This window comes from Aliidongia sp. (assembly GCF_035943795.1).
Taxonomy (GTDB): Bacteria; Pseudomonadota; Alphaproteobacteria; order ATCC43930; family CGMCC-115725; genus Aliidongia.
In genome coordinates this window covers 50,631-67,933 of record NZ_DASZBY010000050.1, presented here as the reverse complement: position 1 = coordinate 67,933, position 17,303 = coordinate 50,631, and the positions used below count along the sequence as shown (strand labels likewise).

Here is a 17,303-nt window from a genome sequence, read left to right as displayed (position 1 = left end):
ATCGTCTCTCGGGCTGGATGCGGGGACTATGCCCGGTCGTCGATCTCGCGGATCCGGTCGATCGTGCCGGTCGTACTTTGTCCGGCCTCGAGTTCGGCCAGAATCACCTTGCCGCCGTAGGATTGCACGACGTCCGCGCCCACGACCTGATCGATCCGGTAGTCGGCGCCCTTGATGAGGACGTCGGGCTTCAGCGTCTCGATGATTTCGAGCGGCGTGTCCTCGCCGAACAGGACGACGAGATCGACCGCCCCGATCGATGCCATCACCGTGGCGCGAGCCAACTCGTTCTGGACCGGCCGCTCCGGTCCTTTGAGCCGCTTGACCGAGGCATCGGTATTGAGCCCGACGATCAGACGGTCGCACGCCGCGCGCGCCTGGCCCAGCAGCCGGACGTGGCCGGGATGGATCAGGTCGAAGCAGCCGTTGGTAAACCCGACGCGCAGGCCGGCGGCGCGCCAGCGTGCAGCCTGGTCGAGCGCTCCGGTGAGCGTCGTCACCTTGCGATCCGTTTCGATCAGGGCCCCCAGGTGCAGGCCCTGGGAAAGCTCGACCGGGCTGACGCATTCGGTGCCGGCCTTGCCGACGACGATGCCCGCAGCAGCATTGGCAAGCGCCGTCGCCTCGGCGAGGTCCGCCCCTGCCGCAAGCGCCACGGCCAGGCATGCGACCAGCGTGTCGCCGGCGCCGGACACGTCGAACACGGCGCGCGCCAGGGTCGGCAGGTGCAGGGCCGGCCCGTCCTTCGGGATGATCGAGACGCCGTGCGCACCGCGCGTCACCACGACCGCACCGGCCTCGGCCGTGGCGAGTGCCGCACGCCCGGCCTGTTCGGTCGTGGCGTCGTCCCGGCAATCGATGCCGGTCGCCTGGGTGATTTCAAGCCGGTTCGGCTTCAGCACGTCGACCAGACGATAGCGCGAGAAATCGCGGCTCTTCGGATCGGCGATGATGCGCTTGCCGGCGGCACGGGCGGCTGCGATCGCTGGCGCCAGCACGGCATCCGACAGCACGCCTTTCGAATAGTCGCTGAGGACGACGATGTCGCTCTCGCTCAGGGCTGCGCGAAAGCGCGTCAGCACGGCCTCGGCCGGGCCGCCGTCGAGTGGGCGGGCGATTTCCTCGTCGACCCGCAGCAACTGCTGGGATCCCGACACGAATCGCGTCTTGCGCGTGGTCGGCCGCCCCTGGTCGACCACGAGCCGCCCATCGATCCGGGCGCCGTCCGCTTCGGCGATCTGGGTTTCGATCGCGCGGCCGGCATCGTCCTCGCCGGTCACGCCGATGAGGATGGCGCGCGCGCCCAGTGCCGCGACGTTGCGCGCGACATTGCCGGCGCCGCCCAGCATCTCGCGCTTCTTGTCGATGCGCAGCACCGGGATCGGCGCCTCGGGCGACACGCGCTCGACCTGGCCGTAAACATAGGTATCCAGCATCACGTCGCCGAGGATCAGGATCGTGCAGCCGGTAAACCGGTCGATCCGTTCCAGCAGAGGGTTGGTCGCGATCATGGACGCACCGTCGTCGAATGATCGTCGAACGCCTCGCGAAAATAGCCCATTGATGCCTCGATGGTCGCGCTCCAGGCTGGATCCGCTTATGGTCGATATACACATTGGCTTGCCCGTGATCCACAACCGGTCGATCGGCATCGGTGCTATGGGGTCCGCGCGTGCCATCTTTGTCGCGGGAGGGCGCGGTTGGACGGGATCGCTAGAGCGCTTCGAGACGTAGCTTTGGCTGGCCTTGCGTTGCCTTGGCCGGCGATTGCCGCCAGCAACCTGTTGCCGGCGCCGGTCGCACGCGCCCTCGAACGCTCCGTCGCCGTGGGCGATGCCGATTCGATCGGGCTGCTGGTCGGCGGCAATCCGATGATCGGAGCCGAGATCGTGGTCATCGCCGTGACCCGTCGTCCCGATCTCGCCGCCCGGATCGCCGCGGCTGCAGCCGGTCAGGCGCCGCAGATCGCGCCACAACTGGCCGGGGCGGCGGCGGTCGCCGATCCCGCTGCGGCGCCGCAGATCGCGGTGGCGGTGTCGACCATGGTGCCGGCGGCGCGGGGCGCGGTGGCCGACGCGGTCGTCGGCGTGCTGCCGCCCAACGACCGCATGGCGGCGGGCGGTCGGGTCCATGCCGCGGTCGACGCGATCGAGTTTCCCTCGCTGGAAAATCCCCAATAGCCGGCGCGGCCGCCGTTGCGTTTTTCGAGGTCCGACCGTTATCTTTCCGGCCATGCACCTTGAGAAGCTTTCGCCGCATGAATCCGCCGCAGCCCTAGCCGCCACCGAGGTCGGCAAGGCGCATCTGTGTCCGAACTGCGCGACGGAGGTCACGACGCGTTTCTGCGGCAACTGCGGCCAGAGCCGGCACGATCACAGCCGCTCGCTGTTCGAGGTCGCGCGCGAACTGCTCGAGCATCATCTGTTCCTCGACGGCAAGATGATGACGACCGTGGTGGCGCTGCTGTTCCGGCCTGGCCGGCTGACGCGCGCCTTCATCGAGGGTCGGCGGGTGCGGTTCGTCTCGCCGATCCGGCTCTATCTTTTCTCGAGCTTCGCCTTCTTCGTGGCGCTCTGGGCCTCCGGCTTCGCCATGATCCAGTTCCATGTTCCCCACGACCTCGTGGCGGCGCTGTCGCGCGACGGGTCCGCGGGCCAGGTCGTCGAGACCGATCGATCCCAGGGCGCCGATACGCCGATCATCGAAATCCTGCGGCCGGCCCGGGATGGCGAAGCCTTGCCCGACGCGGTCAAATCCCGCTTCACGCTCGACGACGACATCCAGAGCGCGGCCAAGGATTCGGCCGGCGCCAGGAAGCTGGTCGACTTCACCGGCCGGCTGACCGACGGGTTTTCGCTGGCACTCGCCCATCCGCGGGCGCTCAACCCGGTGATCGACGAGTGGCTGCCGCGCCTGCTGATCGTGACATTGCCGTTCACCGCCCTGCTGTTGGCCCTGTTCGGCCGCAAGCGCCGGCTCTATTTCGTCGACCACGTCACGTTCGCGCTGCATCTGCAGGCGTTCGTGTTCGCGGTCGGCCTGGTCGTGATCGGGGTGCGGCTCGCGTGGCCCACCGTGGCGCTGGGCTGGCCGCTGTTCGCGATCTTCTCGGTCTACAGCTACCTGGCCTATCTCCGCACCTATCCCGGCAATCGGCTGTGGGCCGGGATCAAGCTGGGCATCATCGGCAGCATCTATTGCCTGAGCCTGCTGCTCGGCATCATCGCGCTGCTGGTCTACGGCGTTTCGACGCTGCCGGGCGCCTGAGCCGGCGGGATTTCGTCGAGCATCTTCAGGCGATAGCCTACGCCGGTCTCGGTCACGACATAGATCGGCCGATCCGGTTGCGGCTCGATCTTCTGGCGCAGCAGGCGGATGAAGGCGCGCAGATATTGCACGTCCTCGGCATTGGCGGTGCCCCAGACCTCCTGCAGCAGAAAGCGATGGGTCAGCACCTTGCCGGCATGGGTCGCCAGCATGCGCAGGATGTCGAATTCCTTGGGGCTGAGCTTGATCGGCTGGCCCGCCCGGCTGATGAGCCGCTGGACCAGGTCGATGCGCAGGTCACCGGTCACCAGCGCCGCCGCCACGCCCTGCACCTGCAGCCGGTGGCGCAAGGCCGCGCGCACCCGCGCGGTCAATTCCTCCATGCCGAACGGCTTGGTGATGTAGTCGTCGGCGCCCAGGTCGAGTGCCTCGACCTTGCCACGTTCGTCCGACCGGGCCGACAGCACGACGATCGGCAGCGCATTGGCGCCGGACGCGCGCAGACGCCGGATCACCTCGATGCCGTCGATGTCGGGCAGGCCCAGATCCAGGATCATCAGGTCGGGCTTGTCGCGCTGGGCGAATTTCAGCGCTTCGGTGCCATCGACCGCCTCGATCACTTCGTAGTTCTGGGCGGCGAGGCTGGTCTTCAGGAAGCGGCGGATCTGCGGCTCGTCATCGACGATCAGCACGGTGGTATGGCTAGACTTCATGGTCGGCTCCGACCAGCAGCGAGGCCTGGGCGGCAAGCGCTGCGGGAAAGGTGATGCGCAGGATGGCGCCGGATCGGTCCGTGCGATTGCCTGCCGCGATCCGGCCGCCCAACGCCTCGACGAAGCCGCGGCAGATCGCCAATCCCAGGCCGGTCCCGGCGCGCTGACGGTCGCCCTGGCGGACGCGGTAGAATTTGTCGAACACGCGCTCCAGCGCGTCGGCGGGAATGCCCGGTCCCTCGTCGGTGATCTCGAGCACGACCTGATCGTCGGCCTCGCGCGCCTCGAGCCGGATCAACGTGCCGGCCGGGGCATATTTCGCGGCATTGTCCAGCAGGTTGACGAGCACCTGTTCCATCAGCACCGCATCGAGCTTTACCATCGGCAGGTCGACGGCCAGGTCGATCTCGACCCGGTGCGCGTTCATGATCTTGGACGTCCGGTCGAGTGCGGTGCCGACGATCTCGCTCATGTCGACATAGTCGCGCTTGGGTTCGAGCGCTCCCGATTCGAGCCGGGTCATGTCGAGCAGGTTGCCGACGAAGCGATTGAGCCGTTCGGCCTCGTCCTGCACCGTCGCCATCAGTTCGTCCCGCGCCTCGATGCCGTAGCGGTCGCCGTAGGAGCGCAGCGAGGTGATGGCGCCGATGATCGAGGCGAGCGGCGTGCGCAGGTCGTGGGAGATCGAGGTCAGCAGCGCCGAGCGAAGGCGCTCGGTCTCGGCCAGCAGGCGGGCCTCGTCGATATCCTCGGCGAGCTTGGTCCGCTCGATCGCGACGGCGGCCTGGTCGGCGAGCGCGTCGAGCAGGCGCCGCTCGTCCGGCGTCAGCAGGGCGCCCGGGGCGTCCTTGTCGATGCCGATCACGCCGACAGCGCCGCGGCCGGTGCGCAGCGGCAGGAACAGCCGCTTGCCGCCCGGCAGGGTGTCGGAGCCACGCCCGGCCGGATGGTTGCGGTCCCAGGACCAGCGCGCCGCGGCCAGATCGGCTTCGTCCAAGGCGTCTTCCGGCGGATAGCCTGCCCGCACGTCGAGCCGTCCTTCGCCGTCCGGCAGCAGCATGACGACCCGGACCTTGAGCATGACGGCGATCTGGTAGGCGGTCGCCCATAGGACGTCGTCGAGCGTGGCGGTGCCGGCGAGCTTGCGCGAGAAGGCATAGAGCTCGGCCGTCGTGTTGGCCCGCCTGGCCGCCGTTATCGCCTGGTCGCGGGTGCGCGAGGCGAGGTTGGACGCGATCACGGCCACGATCATGAAGGCGACGAGCGCCAGTACGTTGGCCGGATCGGCGATGGTGAAGGTGTAGAGCGGCGGCAGAAAGAAGAAATTGTAGGCGAGCACGCTCAGCAGCGAGGCGAACAGGGATGGGCCCAGTCCCGAGGTCACGGCCGAGAACAGCACGGCGGTCAGGAACACCAGCGAGATGTTCGGCGGCGGCAGCAGCAGGATTTCGTCGATACCCTGTCCGGCGCCGAGCGCGGCGGCGACCGCGAGGGCCGCGCGCCAATAGCCCGTGGCATCGAACGTCCGGGACGCGGGCTTGGTCGCGACCTCTTCGGTCCTGGCCTCGTCGCCGATCGGCTCACCGGCCATGACATGGATCGAGATCGAGCCGGCCTTGCGGACCAGGTCATGGACGACCGAGCCGTGCAGGATCTCGAACCAGCGCGACCGGTCCGACTTGCCGATGATGATCTGGGTGATGTTGTTGGCCTGGGCATAGTCGATCAACTGGTCGACCACCTGGCGGCCCGGAATGGTGACGAGATCGGCGCCCAGCTTCTCGGCGAGCCGCATATGGTCGGCGACGCGGCCGCGAGCGGCCTCGGTCAGGCGGGCGAAGCGCGGCCCTTCGATATAGATCGCGGTCCATGTGGTGCGCAGCCGGTCGGCGACGCGACGGGCATAGCGGATCAGCCCCGGCGTGTTGGCGGCCTCGCTGATGCAGACCATGATGCGCTCGCCGGCGGCCCAGGGGCCGCTGATGGCGTGCTCGCGCATATAGCTCAGCATCTGGTCGTCGACGCGCTGGGCCGTGCGGCGCAGTGCGAGCTCGCGGAGCGCCGTCAGATTGCCCGGCGAGAAATAATGCTTGAGCGCACGGTGCGCCTGGTCGCGGACATAGACCTTGCCCTCGCGCAACCGCTCCATCAGGTCTTCAGGCGTGAGGTCGATGACCTCGATCTCGTCGGCCTTGTCGAGCACGCTGTCGGGCAGGGTCTCGCGCACCCGGATCCGGGTGATCTGCGCGACGACGTCGTTCAGGCTTTCGACATGCTGGATGTTGAGCGTCGTATAGACGTCGAGCCCGGCCGACAGCAGTTCCTCGACATCCTGGTAGCGCTTGGCGTGCCGGCTACCCGGGGCGTTGGTGTGGGCCAACTCGTCGACCAGCACGAGTTTCGGGCGGCGCTTCAGGATCGTATCGAGATCCATCTCTTCCAGATGCCGGCCGCGATAGTCGACCGCCCGGCGGGGGATCAGCTCCAGCCCCTCGACCAGGGCCGCGGTCTCGCTGCGGCCATGGGTCTCGACGATGCCGACGACGACGTCGATGCCTTCCTGGTGGCGCTTCTGGGCGGTCTTCAGCATCTCGTAGGTCTTGCCGACGCCGGGAGCGGCACCCAGGAAGATCTTCAGGCGCCCACGTCCCTCCTTGGCCGCTGCGGCCAGCAGCGCTTCGGGATCGGGGCGTTGGTCGCGGTCGGCCGGATCGGACATGGAACGGAAAGCCTACCTCAAACCGCAGCACCGGGTGAACACGGTGGCTTGAGACATGCGCGAGGACGCATGAAAATGCGAGATGGGTTTCAGATGCCTCGTATCAAAAACCCATAAAAAAGCCGGCGAAAGCTATTGGTAGCCTTGTCCGCCACGCGCCTGGCGCGGCTTGGCCGGCGTCGCTGCAACGGTGACATGCAGGTCGCTCAGCGCGCCATGGCGGTCGACGGTCAGGGTCACGTCCTGGTCGACCCGCGCCAGGGCTATGCGATTGACGACCGAGATCCAGTTGCGCGACGGCTGATGGTCGACCGCGACCACGACGTCGCCGACCTTCAAGCCGGCGCGGTCGGCCGACGAGCCCGGCTCGATCGCGGTGACGACGCCGCCCTCGGTCCGGCTGGTGCCGAGCCCGCGCGCGATCTCCGCCGTCATGTCCTGGCCGCTGATGCCGACCCGGCCATGCTCGACCGTGCCATAGCGCAGCAATTGCTCCATGATCGATTTTGCCATGTTGATCGGCACGGCGAAACCCACGCCGACATTGCCGCCGGCGGGTGCCAGGATGGCGGTGTTGATGCCGATCAGCCGGCCCTTGAGATCGACCAGCGCGCCGCCGGAATTGCCGGGGTTGATCGCGGCGTCGGTCTGGATGAAATCCTCGAAGCCTTCGATGCCGAGGCCCGAGCGGCCGAGGGCGGAGACGATGCCGGAGGTGACGGTCTGGCCGAGGCCGAACGGATTGCCGATCGCCAGTACGAAATCGCCGACCTCGCTCTTGTCGCTGTCGCCCATCGGCACGGCGACCAGGTTGTCGGCCTGGATCTGCAGCACGGCGATGTCGGTCTGCGGATCGCGGCCGATCAGCTTCGCGCGCACGGTCCGGCGGTCGCGCAAGGTGACGTCGATGACGTCGGCATTCTCGACCACGTGGTTGTTGGTCAGCACATAGCCCTTGTCCGCATCGACGATCACGCCCGAGCCGCTCGCCTGGGTCCGCCGCTCGACCTGCCCATTCGGCAGGTTGAAGAACTGCCGGAAGAACGGATCGGCCAGCAGCGGATTGTTGACCCGCACCCGACCCTGCACCGCGATGTTCACTACGCCCGGCGTCACCTGGCGCAGCACGGGCGCCACGGTCGGCGCCGGCCCGTCCGGCGAGCTTGGAAAGGCGGCCTGGGCCGGCATGCCCGAAATCAGGGCGAGGCCGAACAGGAAACCGGTCAGGAACCGGCACAGGGATCGCGTCATACGGATAGCCTTCGAACCAGGAGAACTTCGGCGCCAACCTCCGGGGCCGGTCGGTCTCCTGTCAAGCGGCTGGTTTGTCGCGTTCCGTTCCGGGCTCAAGCGGCATTGACGCTGGCGATGAAGCCATCGACCTCGCGCGACAGCTCGCCGGCGTTCTGCGCCAAGCTGCCGGCGGCTTCGAGCACGTCGTTCGCGGCATGGCCGGTTGCCGCTGCGGTTTCCTTGAGGGCTGCGACGTTGCGGGAAACCTCGCTCGTGCCGGCGGCGGCCTGCTCGACGTTGCGGGCGATCTCCGCCGTGGCGGCGCCCTGCTGTTCGACCGCCGCCGCGATGCCGCCGGCGATCTCGTTGATCTCGCCGATGGTCTGGCCGATATGGCCGATGGCCGAGACCGCCTCGCGGGTCGCCGCCTGGATCTCGGCGATCTGGGCCGCGATCTCCTCGGTCGCGCGCGCAGTCTGGGTGGCGAGGCTTTTGACCTCGCTCGCCACGACCGCGAAGCCCTTGCCCGCCTCGCCGGCGCGGGCCGCCTCGATCGTCGCGTTCAAGGCCAGCAGATTGGTCTGGGCCGCGATGCCGCTGATCATCTGGACGATCTCACCGATCTTGGCCGCACCGGCGGCCAGGGTCTGCACGGTCGCGTCCGAATGGCGCGCATCGCCCAGCGCCCGCTGGGCGATGGTCGAGGATTGCGTGACCCGGCGCCCGATTTCCTGGATCGAGGCGGCGAGCTGCTCGGCCGCGGCGGCGACGGTCGAGACGTTGTTGGACGTCTCTTCGGCCGAGCCGGCGGCCGCAAGGGACTGGCTGTTCATCGTGCCGGCGGTTTCAGACATGCCGCGCGCGGTGCCTTCCATGATCTGAGCGGCGTGCGACAGGGCCTCGACCAGACGCGCGACCTGGGCTTCGAATTTCCGGGAGGTCGCCTCCAGCACTTGGGCTCGCTCGTCGCGTGCGGTGCGCTCGCTCGCCTGACTGGCCGCCGAGCGTTCGGCCTCGATCAGGCCGGTGCGGAACACTTCGACCGCACGGGCGATCTCGCCGATCTCGTCGCGATTGTCGCGCGCGGGCACTTCGATCGAGCGTTCGCCGGCCGCCATTCGGGTCATGACCAGCTTCATGGCGTCGAGCGGCCGCGCGATGCTGCGCCCGATGACGGTGGCCAGCAGGGCGCCGATGCCGAGCGCCAGGACCGCGAGGATCTTCGAGGCGAGCGCGGTGTGGGACAAGGTCCCGTCGGTCGCGGCCTTGGTCGCATGCAGGTCGTCGATCAGGGACTGGATCGCCTGGTCGTTGCGATCGGCCATCGCGGCGACCGCCGGGTCCATCACCTTATCGGACAGCTCGTCGCCCGCCGCCATGGTTTCGGCCAGGTCCGTGAAGCTCTGCCGATAGGTCGCCAGCGCGGTGCGGGCGCCGCCGACCAGCGTGTCCTTCTCGGCGATCGTCATGCTCTTGCCTGCCGCCTCGATGGTCGCGCCGGCGCGATCGAGCGAGCCGTTGACGATCGACAGGCGTCGGCGGTCGTTGGTCGCGACGAACCGCCAGGTCGCTTCGCGGGCCTGCAGGATCGTCGTTTCGACGTCGCCGGCATACCCGACGTCGGCAGTCTGGGCGCCGCTGCGCGCGGCATCCATCAGCCGGCTGCTGGCGATGCTGAGCGCGTCGCCGCCGATCATCAGCTTGAGTCGCAAGTCCTTCAGCCGCTTGCCGAGGGCGACGGACTTGTCGAAACTGGCGGCGAAGCCGTCCAGGTCGCGGCCCAGATCCTGGGCGCGCTGCAACTGCTCGGCCGTGGCGCCGCTGCCGGCGAGTTCGGTGTGGGCCCGGCCCAGCAGGTCGGCGAAGCGGGCGGAAGAATCGTCGTCGAGCTTCAACTGGTAGCGCGCGACCGTGCGACGCAATGCCTCGAACAGCCGCCCCGCCTCGAGCCCGTGAGTGCTGGCATCGGAAACCGCGACGAGCCGGTCGACCTGGCCGCCGACGCGGCCGAGGCCGATGACGCCGAAGATCGCGATCGCCAGACCCAAGCTCAGCAGCACGCCGAAGCCGAAAAGAATGCGGGTGCGCACGCGCACTCGGGCCAGCATGCCGAAGCCGATCATCTTCATCCTCCCAATTTGCTTTCCGGTCTCCGGCGGCCCGCGAGCGGACCGTCCGTGCCGGTGAAATCGATTTCGACTATCCGGCCCGGCGCCCCGGCCGTCCATGGCAAACGCAGACCGGCCGCCCGATCGGCCGACGAGTGTAGCACCGTCGGCACATTTTGCCGGATCGGCGGGGCAGAGGGCAGTTTCGACCCGGCGGTTTCGGTCGGGCGCCGCACGGCCCCATCGCGAGAATTGCGCGATTTCAATGGCTTGGGTCTGCGACGCCTCCAGGCCTGGAACTTGCCATGACCACGTCGAGATCGAGCGGCATCCGCCGCCTAGCACAGGAAAGACAAGGACCAGCCTCATGAGCTTCATCGAGATGATCGAACCCGTCATCGACCATAGCCTGACCATCGCCAACAACCGGGCCTCGGTCGGCGACGTGGCCCATGGCCTGATCGCGGCTGTGAAGCGGGTCCGGGCGGCGGTCGAGGAGGTCGGCGGCTATACGATGGTGTCGATCCTCGAAGGGGCGATCCGCGACCGGCTCATCATCCGGGGCCTGCGGGCGGCGCGCTCGGGCGAGCGCGAATTGCCGGCGACCCTGCCGGTACCGGGGCCGCGCGCGTTGGTGACGGAGACGATCATGGTCGCCGCCGCCGAGACCTGCCTGATCTACGGCGCCGACGAACCGGACGTTACCGGCCTGCTCTATACCGCGTTCATGCTGGTCGATCGGCTGATCGAAGCGCTCCACGCCGCACCGACGGTCGATGATCTGCTGGCGTGCCTGCGCGCCGACGATGTGCACGACGCGGTCGTTCCGGTCGACGAGATGGCACCGGTGTTCGCCTCGGTCCACTGAGGCTCGCGGGGCTTTCGTGCCCCGGATGATCTGGGTAGAGTGCCGCCGGCGCCGGCTTCCTTCGGAAAAGCGGCGCCCGACCTCTCGACGCAAGGCCCAGGGAACGACATGGCGATTCTAGTGACCGGTGCCGCCGGCTTCATCGGCTCTCATCTCAGCCACCGCCTGCTGGCGCGGGGCGAGGCGGTGATCGGTCTCGACGTGGTCAGCGACTATTACGACGTCCGGCTGAAGGAGGCGCGGCTCGCGCGCCTGGCGTCGCAGCCGGGCTTCACGTTCCTGCGCGTCGACATCGCCGATCGCGCGGCCATGGCGGCGCTGGCCCAGGCCCATCCCGAAATCACGCGCATCGTCAATCTGGCGGCCCAGCCGGGCGTGCGCTATTCGCTCGAAAACCCCCGCGCCTATGTCGATACCAACGTGGTGGGCTTTCTCGAAATCCTGGAACTGGCCCGTGGGCTGAAGAAGCTCGACCATCTGGTCTATGCCAGTTCCTCTTCGGTCTATGGCGGCAATACCAAGCTGCCGTTCGCGATCGAGGATCCGGTCGACGCGCCGCTGTCGCTCTATGCCGCGACCAAGAAGGCGGACGAGCTGATGGGCCACTGCTACAGCCACCTGTTCCGGCTGCCGGCGACGGGCTTGCGCTTCTTCACGGTCTACGGCCCCTGGGGCCGGCCGGACATGTCGGCCTTCATCTTCACCAAGGCGATCCTGGCCGGCGAGCCGATCCCGGTGTTCAACAACGGCGAGATGAAGCGCGACTTCACCTATATCGACGATATCGTGTCGGGCGTGGTCGCCTGCCTGGACAGGCCGCCGGTCGACGATGGCCGGACGCCGCCGCACCGGGTCTACAACATCGGCAACAACCGGTCGGAGGAGCTGCTGCGCTTCATCCGGGTGATCGAGCAGGCGTGCGGCCGCGAAGCCAAGATCCAGTTCAAGCCGATGCAGGCCGGCGACGTGCCGGAAACCTTTGCCGACATCGAGGCGACGCGCCGCGACTTCGACTTCGTCCCGACGACGGCGATCGACGAGGGCGTGCCGCGCTTCGTCGAATGGTATCGCGACTATTACAAGGCCTGATCCGCGTCCCGGAAGGCGACCCAGCCGCCCCAGAACAGGCTGTTGAAGAACCGGGTCACCCGGGTGAACCCGGCGGCCGCGAGCAGCCGATGGACCTCCGCCTCGGAATCCGGCGGCACGACGCCCTGGACGATGCGGGCGAATTGCGCGTCCGCGTCCTCGGCAGCGATGCCCTGTTGGCGCCAGCGCTGCTTCCAGGCCGCGAGCAACAGCGGTTCGCGGGCGTAGCTCCGAAAATTGCCGCCGAGGATCAGCGGGGCGCCGGGCCCGAGGCGCTGGGCGATGTCGCGCAGCAGGCCGACGCGCGTCGCGGCGTCGCTCAGATGGTGCAGCACGCCGATCAAGGTCGCCCCGTCGTGCCGGGTGTCGCTCAAACCCGCGACCTCGCCGGTCACCAGTTCGGTACGATCGAGGAGGCCGGCCGCTCCCAGCCGCTCCTGGGCGATCGCAATCATGGAGGCCGAAGGATCGACGGCCGTGAAGCGCCACGCCGGTTCGAGCGCGCCGATCGTCACGATCTCCTGGCCGGTGCCGACCCCAACCACCAGCAGGGAACGCTGCCCGCCAGCACCCAGCGCCGCTGCCAGGCAGCAGGCGCCGAGTTCGTGCATGGCCTCGTAGCCGGCCAGCGCTATGCGGGCCTGGCGATCGTAGGCGGCAGCGCGGGCGGGGTCGAATTTCTTGACGGCGTCGCTCATGGGGCGATCCTCGATGGTTGAGCGTTCCGCTTATCTGAGAGCGCCGAAGGCGAGGCTGGCAAAGGACTTTACTTGTCGGGCGGTTTGAGAAAATCTCCAGATGCCATGAGACAGACCCGACTACCCTCATTGAACGCACTGAAAGCTTTCGAGGCCGCCGGCCGATTGTTGAGCGTGACGGCCGCGGCCGACGCCCTGGCGGTGACGCCGTCCGCGATCAGCCGCCAGGTGCGGCAGCTCGAAGAGGATCTGGGCTTGCCGCTGTTCCGCCGCGTGCGGACGGGGCTGGTGCTGACCGAGGCGGGCACGGCGCTGCTCACCGGCCTCAGTGACGGATTCCAGCGTATCGCCCTGGCGGTCGACAAGGTCCGGCCGCGTCCGGAAAGCGGCGTCGTCACCGTCAGCATGCTGTCGACCTTCGCCATGCGCTGGCTGCTGCCGCGACTGGGGCATTTCAACCAAGCCCATCCGGAGATCGAGGTGCGCCTGTCGACCTCGGTCGAACTGGTCGACCTAGCCAGAGGCGACATCGATTGTGCGATCCGGTTCGGACGCGGCGACTGGCCCGGGCTGGTCGCCGATCGCCTGTTCGCGGAGCGGCTGACCGCGGTGTGCAGCCCGGCACTACTGGCCAAGGGACCGCCGCTCGCCGAACCGGGCGATCTGCGCGCCCATACCCTGCTGCACGCCCGTTTGCGCGCCGACCATTGGCGCATCTGGCTGCACGAGGCGGGCCTCGACGAGCTCGACTGCCGCGCCGGACCGTTGTTCGAGACGCGGAACTTCGTCATCCAGGCGGCGCTCCAGGGCCTGGGCGTCGCGGTCATTGATCCGGCCCTGGTCGGCGAAGAGCTGGAGTCGGGTCGGCTCGTCCAGCTGTTCCCCCGCATTCTGGCGCTGGAGGGCGCCTATTTCCTGGTCCGTCACCCGACCAGGATGAAGCTGAAGCGGGTTGCCGCCTTCCGCGACTGGCTGCTGAGCGAGGTCGGCGAGGAGGCAGCGCCGTGAAGGGGAGAGTCGCTTGAATGACGTAACCGGCCGCGGGCAAATTCGGCTAAACCATCGCGATGTCGCCCGTCCGTGCCGGTCCGCCGTCGGCCGATGCGTCGTTTGCTGTTGAGATCGTTCGGAGAGATTTCGTGAAAATTACCGACACGAAAATTGATGGCGTGAAGATCCTGGCGCCCAAGGTCCATGGCGACCATCGGGGCTTCTTCTGCGAAGTCTTTCGGGCCGATTGGCTGCCGCAGATCAATTTCGTGCAGGAAAACCTGTCCCTGTCGGCGGACGTAGGCACGGTCCGGGGACTGCACTACCAGGAACCACCGGATGCGCAGGACAAGCTGGTGATGGTGGCGCAGGGCGCCATCCTCGATGTGGCCGTCGATATCCGGTACGGATCGCCCACCTTCGGGCAGTCGATCGTCGTGGAACTGCGGGCCGAAGAACTGACCCAACTGCTGGTGCCGGTCGGCTTTGCCCACGGGTTCTGCACGTTGCGACCGAATACCATGGTGCTCTACAAGGTCAGCGCTCCATACAGCCCCGCCTGCGACCGCGGGGTGCTCTGGAACGATCCCGATCTCGGCATCGATTGGCCGGTGGAGCCCGATGTCGCGACGCTGTCCGACAAGGATCGCCACCAGCCGCGCCTCAAAGACGTCGAGCCGGTGTTCTACTTCCGGCACTGACGGCGGGGGGCGAGCGGCCCGACTGCGATTGCGAGAGGCATGTTGATGAAGATATTGGTGACGGGTGGGGCAGGGTTCATTGGATCGGCGGTGATCCGCCACGTGCTGGCCGCAACCGACCATACCGTGGTCAATGTCGACAAGCTGACCTATGCGGCCGACCTGCGCAGCCTGGAGCAGGCCGACGCCACCGGCCGCTATGCGTTCGAGCAGGCCGATATCTGCGACGCTGCGGCGATGCAGGCGATCCTGCAGCGCCACCAGCCGGATGCGATCATGCATCTGGCGGCCGAATCCCATGTCGACCGGTCGATCGACGGCCCGGGCGATTTCATCCGCACCAATATTCTGGGGACCTACACGCTGCTCGACGCGGCGCTCGGCTATTGGCGTGGGCTGGCGGGCACGAAGGCCGAGGCATTTCGCTTCCACCATATCTCGACCGACGAAGTGTTCGGCGCCCTGGGGGACACCGGCCAGTTCGTCGAGGACACGCCTTACGACCCGAGTTCGCCCTATTCCGCCAGCAAGGCCTCGTCGGATCATCTGGTACGGGCCTGGCAGCGCACCTACGGCCTGCCGACGGTCGTCAGCAACTGCTCGAACAATTACGGACCCTATCAGTTTCCCGAGAAGCTGATCCCGCTGACCATCCTCAACTGCCGGGCCGAGAAGCCGTTGCCGGTCTACGGCACCGGCAGCAACGTGCGGGACTGGCTGTTCGTCGAGGATCACGCGGCGGCGCTGGCCCTGGTGCTGACGCGCGGCGGGGTCGGGCAGAGCTACAACATCGGCGGCAACAGCGAGCGGACCAATCTCGCCGTCGTCGAGACCATCTGCGCGCTGATGGACCGGCTGCGGCCGCGGGCCGGTGGCGCGTCGCATCGGGACCTGATCACGTTCGTCACCGATCGGCCCGGCCATGATTTCCGCTATGCGATTGATGCCGGCAAGATCCGCGATGCGCTCGGCTTCACGCCCTCGGTCGATTTCGAGGCCGGGCTGGAGCGGACCGTCGCCTGGTATCTGGGTAACGAAGCCTGGTGGCGACCGCTGGTCGACCGCCAGTACGGCGGCGAACGGCTGGGCCTGGCCGGCGCACGGAAGACCGCAGTCCGATGAACCGCATCCTCGTCGTCGGCGCCGGTGGCCAGCTCGGTCGCGCGCTCTGCGCGCGCAAAGGGACGGATGGGGTCGAGATCGTCGGCCTGACGCGAGGCGAACTCGACATCACCGACCTGGCACAGGTGCGCGCCGCGCTCGATCGTCGCCCTTGTTCGGCGATCGTCAATGCCGCCGCCTATACCGCGGTCGACCGAGCCGAAAGCGACGCGGCGGCGGCCTTCGCAATCAACCGGGACGGCCCGCAGAACCTCGCCGTGGCCGCGGCAGAACACGGCATTCCGTTGCTGCAAGTTTCGACCGACTATGTGTTCGACGGCAGGAGCGACCGCGCCTATAGCGAAACCGACCCGGTCGGGCCGGCCGGCGTCTATGGCGCCAGCAAGCTCGCCGGCGAGGAGGCGGTGCGGGCTGCCCAACCGCGGCACGTCATCCTGCGAACCTCGTGGGTCTATGCCGCCTCGACCGGCAATTTCGTCGCAACCATGCTGCGCCTGGCAGGCGGGCGTCCGGAACTGCGCGTGGTCGACGACCAGCGCGGCGGCCCGACGGAGGCCGGCGCCATCGCAGACGCCTTGCTCGCCATCGCCGGGCAGCTCGACCAGGGCGATCCCTGGGGGACCTATCATTTCAGCGGCGCGCCGGCCGTCACCTGGTGCGGCTTCGCCCGGGAGATCGTAGCGCGGGCCGCGCCGTGGCTGCAGCGTCTTCCGACGGTCACGCCGATCCGCACCGCCGATTATCCGACGCCGGCGCGCCGTCCGGCGAATTCCGAGCTGGACTGCCGCAGGATCGAGGCGCAATTCGGCATTCGGCAGCCCGACTGGCAGGCAACGCTAAGCACGGTCGTCGAGACGATTTTGCGCGGTACCGGCGATATTTCAAGGAACGCGTCATGAAAGGCATCATTCTCGCGGGTGGCACCGGAACGCGCCTCTATCCGATCACCCGCAGCGTCAGCAAGCAGCTGCTGCCGGTCTACGACAAGCCGATGATCTATTATCCATTGTCGACCCTGATGCTGGCCGGCATCACCGAGATCCTGATCATCACCACCCCGGGCGACCAGGCACAGTTCCAGGCCCTGCTGGGCGATGGCACCCAATGGGGCATTCGCCTGGAATATGCGGCCCAGCCGTCGCCCGATGGGCTGGCGCAAGCCTTCATCATCGGCGAGAAATTCATCGACGACGACGAGTGCACGCTCATTCTGGGCGACAATATCTTCTTCGGTCACGGCCTCACCGAAACCTTGCGTCGCGCGGTCCAGCTGAAGCAGGGGGCGGTTGTCTTCGGCTATCAGGTGTCCGATCCGGAGCGCTATGGCGTCGTCGAGTTCGACGACGCGGGTTGTGCGATCAGCATCGAAGAAAAGCCGCTGCATCCGAAATCGAACTACGCGGTCACCGGGCTGTACGTCTACGACCGCAACGTCGTCGAATATGCCAAGCAAGTGAAGCCGTCGGACCGCGGTGAACTCGAGATCACCGCGCTCAACAACATCTATCTGGACCGTGGCGCGCTGCAGGTGGAGAAGCTGGGCCGCGGCTATGCCTGGCTCGACACCGGCACCCATACGTCCCTGCTGACGGCCTCGGAATTCGTGCGCGTGATCGAGCAGCGCCAGAATCTAAAGGTCTGCTGCCCCGAGGAGATTGCCTACCGTACGGGGCTGATCAGCCAGGCCGACCTGATCCAATTGGCCAAGCCTTTGCTGAAGAACGAATATGGCCAGTACCTCATGGCGCTGGCGAAACAGAAATTCGATCTCAGCCTCTGAACGATATGGGCAGGC

15 protein-coding genes are annotated in these 17,303 nt (G+C 67.5%); 9 read left to right on the top strand and 6 right to left on the bottom strand.

Annotated features, from left to right (window positions below; genetic code table 11):
• Positions 1 to 26: 26 nt before the first annotated feature.
• A complete protein-coding gene (gene rfaE1, locus VGV37_RS08590; protein ID WP_326879240.1) occupies positions 27 to 1,511 on the bottom strand; it encodes a D-glycero-beta-D-manno-heptose-7-phosphate kinase in 1,485 nt (494 codons plus the stop codon).
• A gap of 225 nt (positions 1,512 to 1,736) precedes the next feature.
• On the opposite strand from rfaE1, the gene VGV37_RS08585 reads away from it, so the two are divergent.
• On the top strand, positions 1,737 to 2,180 hold the full coding sequence (locus VGV37_RS08585) for a hypothetical protein (protein WP_326879239.1): 444 nt from the start codon (positions 1,737 to 1,739) through the stop codon (positions 2,178 to 2,180).
• A 52-nt stretch (positions 2,181 to 2,232) separates the two neighbouring features.
• Positions 2,233 to 3,267 carry a DUF3667 domain-containing protein gene (locus tag VGV37_RS08580; RefSeq protein ID WP_326879238.1) on the top strand — a complete coding sequence of 345 codons (1,035 nt, stop codon included), beginning with the start codon at positions 2,233 to 2,235 and terminating at the stop codon, positions 3,265 to 3,267.
• On the opposite strand, the gene VGV37_RS08575 is transcribed toward VGV37_RS08580, so the two are convergent.
• The 4 genes from VGV37_RS08575 to VGV37_RS08560 all read right to left on the bottom strand — a co-directional run bounded on the left by VGV37_RS08575 (position 3,237) and on the right by VGV37_RS08560 (position 10,055).
• Positions 3,237 to 3,980, bottom strand: a complete 744-nt coding sequence (locus tag VGV37_RS08575) for a response regulator transcription factor (protein ID WP_326879237.1) — start codon at positions 3,978 to 3,980, stop codon at positions 3,237 to 3,239. The genes VGV37_RS08580 and VGV37_RS08575 overlap by 31 nt on opposite strands.
• Complete coding sequence (locus VGV37_RS08570) at positions 3,970 to 6,699, bottom strand: sensor histidine kinase KdpD (RefSeq protein ID WP_326879236.1); 2,730 nt, start codon at positions 6,697 to 6,699, stop codon at positions 3,970 to 3,972. The genes VGV37_RS08575 and VGV37_RS08570 overlap by 11 nt, the downstream gene beginning before the upstream one ends.
• A gap of 132 nt (positions 6,700 to 6,831) precedes the next feature.
• On the bottom strand, positions 6,832 to 7,950 hold the full coding sequence (locus tag VGV37_RS08565) for a trypsin-like peptidase domain-containing protein (RefSeq protein ID WP_326879235.1): 1,119 nt from the start codon (positions 7,948 to 7,950) through the stop codon (positions 6,832 to 6,834).
• Between the two features lie 95 nt (positions 7,951 to 8,045).
• Complete coding sequence (locus VGV37_RS08560; protein ID WP_326879234.1) at positions 8,046 to 10,055, bottom strand: methyl-accepting chemotaxis protein; 2,010 nt, start codon at positions 10,053 to 10,055, stop codon at positions 8,046 to 8,048.
• A gap of 352 nt (positions 10,056 to 10,407) precedes the next feature.
• On the opposite strand from VGV37_RS08560, the gene VGV37_RS08555 reads away from it, so the two are divergent.
• Both VGV37_RS08555 and VGV37_RS08550 read left to right on the top strand, forming a co-directional pair.
• On the top strand, positions 10,408 to 10,908 hold the full coding sequence (locus VGV37_RS08555; protein WP_326879233.1) for a hypothetical protein: 501 nt from the start codon (positions 10,408 to 10,410) through the stop codon (positions 10,906 to 10,908).
• Between the two features lie 108 nt (positions 10,909 to 11,016).
• A complete protein-coding gene (locus VGV37_RS08550; RefSeq protein WP_326879232.1) occupies positions 11,017 to 11,997 on the top strand; it encodes an NAD-dependent epimerase/dehydratase family protein in 981 nt (326 codons plus the stop codon).
• Here the strand turns inward: VGV37_RS08550 and VGV37_RS08545 are convergent.
• Positions 11,985 to 12,695, bottom strand: coding sequence for a class I SAM-dependent methyltransferase (locus tag VGV37_RS08545; RefSeq protein ID WP_326879231.1), 711 nt, complete (start codon positions 12,693 to 12,695; stop codon positions 11,985 to 11,987). The genes VGV37_RS08550 and VGV37_RS08545 overlap by 13 nt on opposite strands.
• Positions 12,696 to 12,800: 105 nt before the next feature.
• Here VGV37_RS08545 and gcvA point away from each other — a divergent pair, with 105 nt between their 5' ends.
• From gcvA to rfbA, 5 genes are all read left to right on the top strand, one after another.
• On the top strand, positions 12,801 to 13,703 hold the full coding sequence (gene gcvA / locus VGV37_RS08540; RefSeq protein ID WP_326879230.1) for a transcriptional regulator GcvA: 903 nt from the start codon (positions 12,801 to 12,803) through the stop codon (positions 13,701 to 13,703).
• A gap of 131 nt (positions 13,704 to 13,834) precedes the next feature.
• Positions 13,835 to 14,386, top strand: a complete 552-nt coding sequence (gene rfbC / locus VGV37_RS08535) for a dTDP-4-dehydrorhamnose 3,5-epimerase (RefSeq protein ID WP_326879229.1) — start codon at positions 13,835 to 13,837, stop codon at positions 14,384 to 14,386.
• A 45-nt stretch (positions 14,387 to 14,431) separates the two neighbouring features.
• Positions 14,432 to 15,508 carry a dTDP-glucose 4,6-dehydratase gene (gene rfbB, locus VGV37_RS08530; RefSeq protein WP_326879228.1) on the top strand — a complete coding sequence of 359 codons (1,077 nt, stop codon included), beginning with the start codon at positions 14,432 to 14,434 and terminating at the stop codon, positions 15,506 to 15,508.
• Positions 15,505 to 16,407 (top strand): dTDP-4-dehydrorhamnose reductase, encoded by a 903-nt coding sequence (rfbD, locus tag VGV37_RS08525; protein ID WP_326879227.1) that lies wholly within the window; start codon positions 15,505 to 15,507, stop codon positions 16,405 to 16,407. The genes rfbB and rfbD overlap by 4 nt, the downstream gene beginning before the upstream one ends.
• Entirely contained in the window at positions 16,404 to 17,288 is an 885-nt protein-coding gene (gene rfbA, locus VGV37_RS08520) for a glucose-1-phosphate thymidylyltransferase RfbA (protein WP_326879226.1), read from the top strand. The genes rfbD and rfbA overlap by 4 nt, the downstream gene beginning before the upstream one ends.
• Positions 17,289 to 17,303: the final 15 nt, after the last annotated feature.

What these genes read in the sequence shown, in the direction of transcription:
- VGV37_RS08550 (WP_326879232.1), top strand. Translation starts at nt 11,017, where the DNA reads ATGGCGATTCTAGTGACCGGTGCCGCCGGCTTCATCGGCTCTCATCTC.
- VGV37_RS08580 (WP_326879238.1), top strand. Translation starts at nt 2,233, where the DNA reads ATGCACCTTGAGAAGCTTTCGCCGCATGAATCCGCCGCAGCCCTAGCC.
- VGV37_RS08565 (WP_326879235.1), bottom strand. Translation starts at nt 7,950, where the DNA reads ATGACGCGATCCCTGTGCCGGTTCCTGACCGGTTTCCTGTTCGGCCTC.
- rfbB (WP_326879228.1), top strand. Translation starts at nt 14,432, where the DNA reads ATGAAGATATTGGTGACGGGTGGGGCAGGGTTCATTGGATCGGCGGTG.
- rfaE1 (WP_326879240.1), bottom strand. Translation starts at nt 1,511, where the DNA reads ATGATCGCGACCAACCCTCTGCTGGAACGGATCGACCGGTTTACCGGC.
- VGV37_RS08545 (WP_326879231.1), bottom strand. Translation starts at nt 12,695, where the DNA reads ATGAGCGACGCCGTCAAGAAATTCGACCCCGCCCGCGCTGCCGCCTAC.
- VGV37_RS08560 (WP_326879234.1), bottom strand. Translation starts at nt 10,055, where the DNA reads ATGATCGGCTTCGGCATGCTGGCCCGAGTGCGCGTGCGCACCCGCATT.
- rfbA (WP_326879226.1), top strand. Translation starts at nt 16,404, where the DNA reads ATGAAAGGCATCATTCTCGCGGGTGGCACCGGAACGCGCCTCTATCCG.
- rfbD (WP_326879227.1), top strand. Translation starts at nt 15,505, where the DNA reads ATGAACCGCATCCTCGTCGTCGGCGCCGGTGGCCAGCTCGGTCGCGCG.
- gcvA (WP_326879230.1), top strand. Translation starts at nt 12,801, where the DNA reads ATGAGACAGACCCGACTACCCTCATTGAACGCACTGAAAGCTTTCGAG.
- VGV37_RS08555 (WP_326879233.1), top strand. Translation starts at nt 10,408, where the DNA reads ATGAGCTTCATCGAGATGATCGAACCCGTCATCGACCATAGCCTGACC.
- VGV37_RS08570 (WP_326879236.1), bottom strand. Translation starts at nt 6,699, where the DNA reads ATGTCCGATCCGGCCGACCGCGACCAACGCCCCGATCCCGAAGCGCTG.
- VGV37_RS08575 (WP_326879237.1), bottom strand. Translation starts at nt 3,980, where the DNA reads ATGAAGTCTAGCCATACCACCGTGCTGATCGTCGATGACGAGCCGCAG.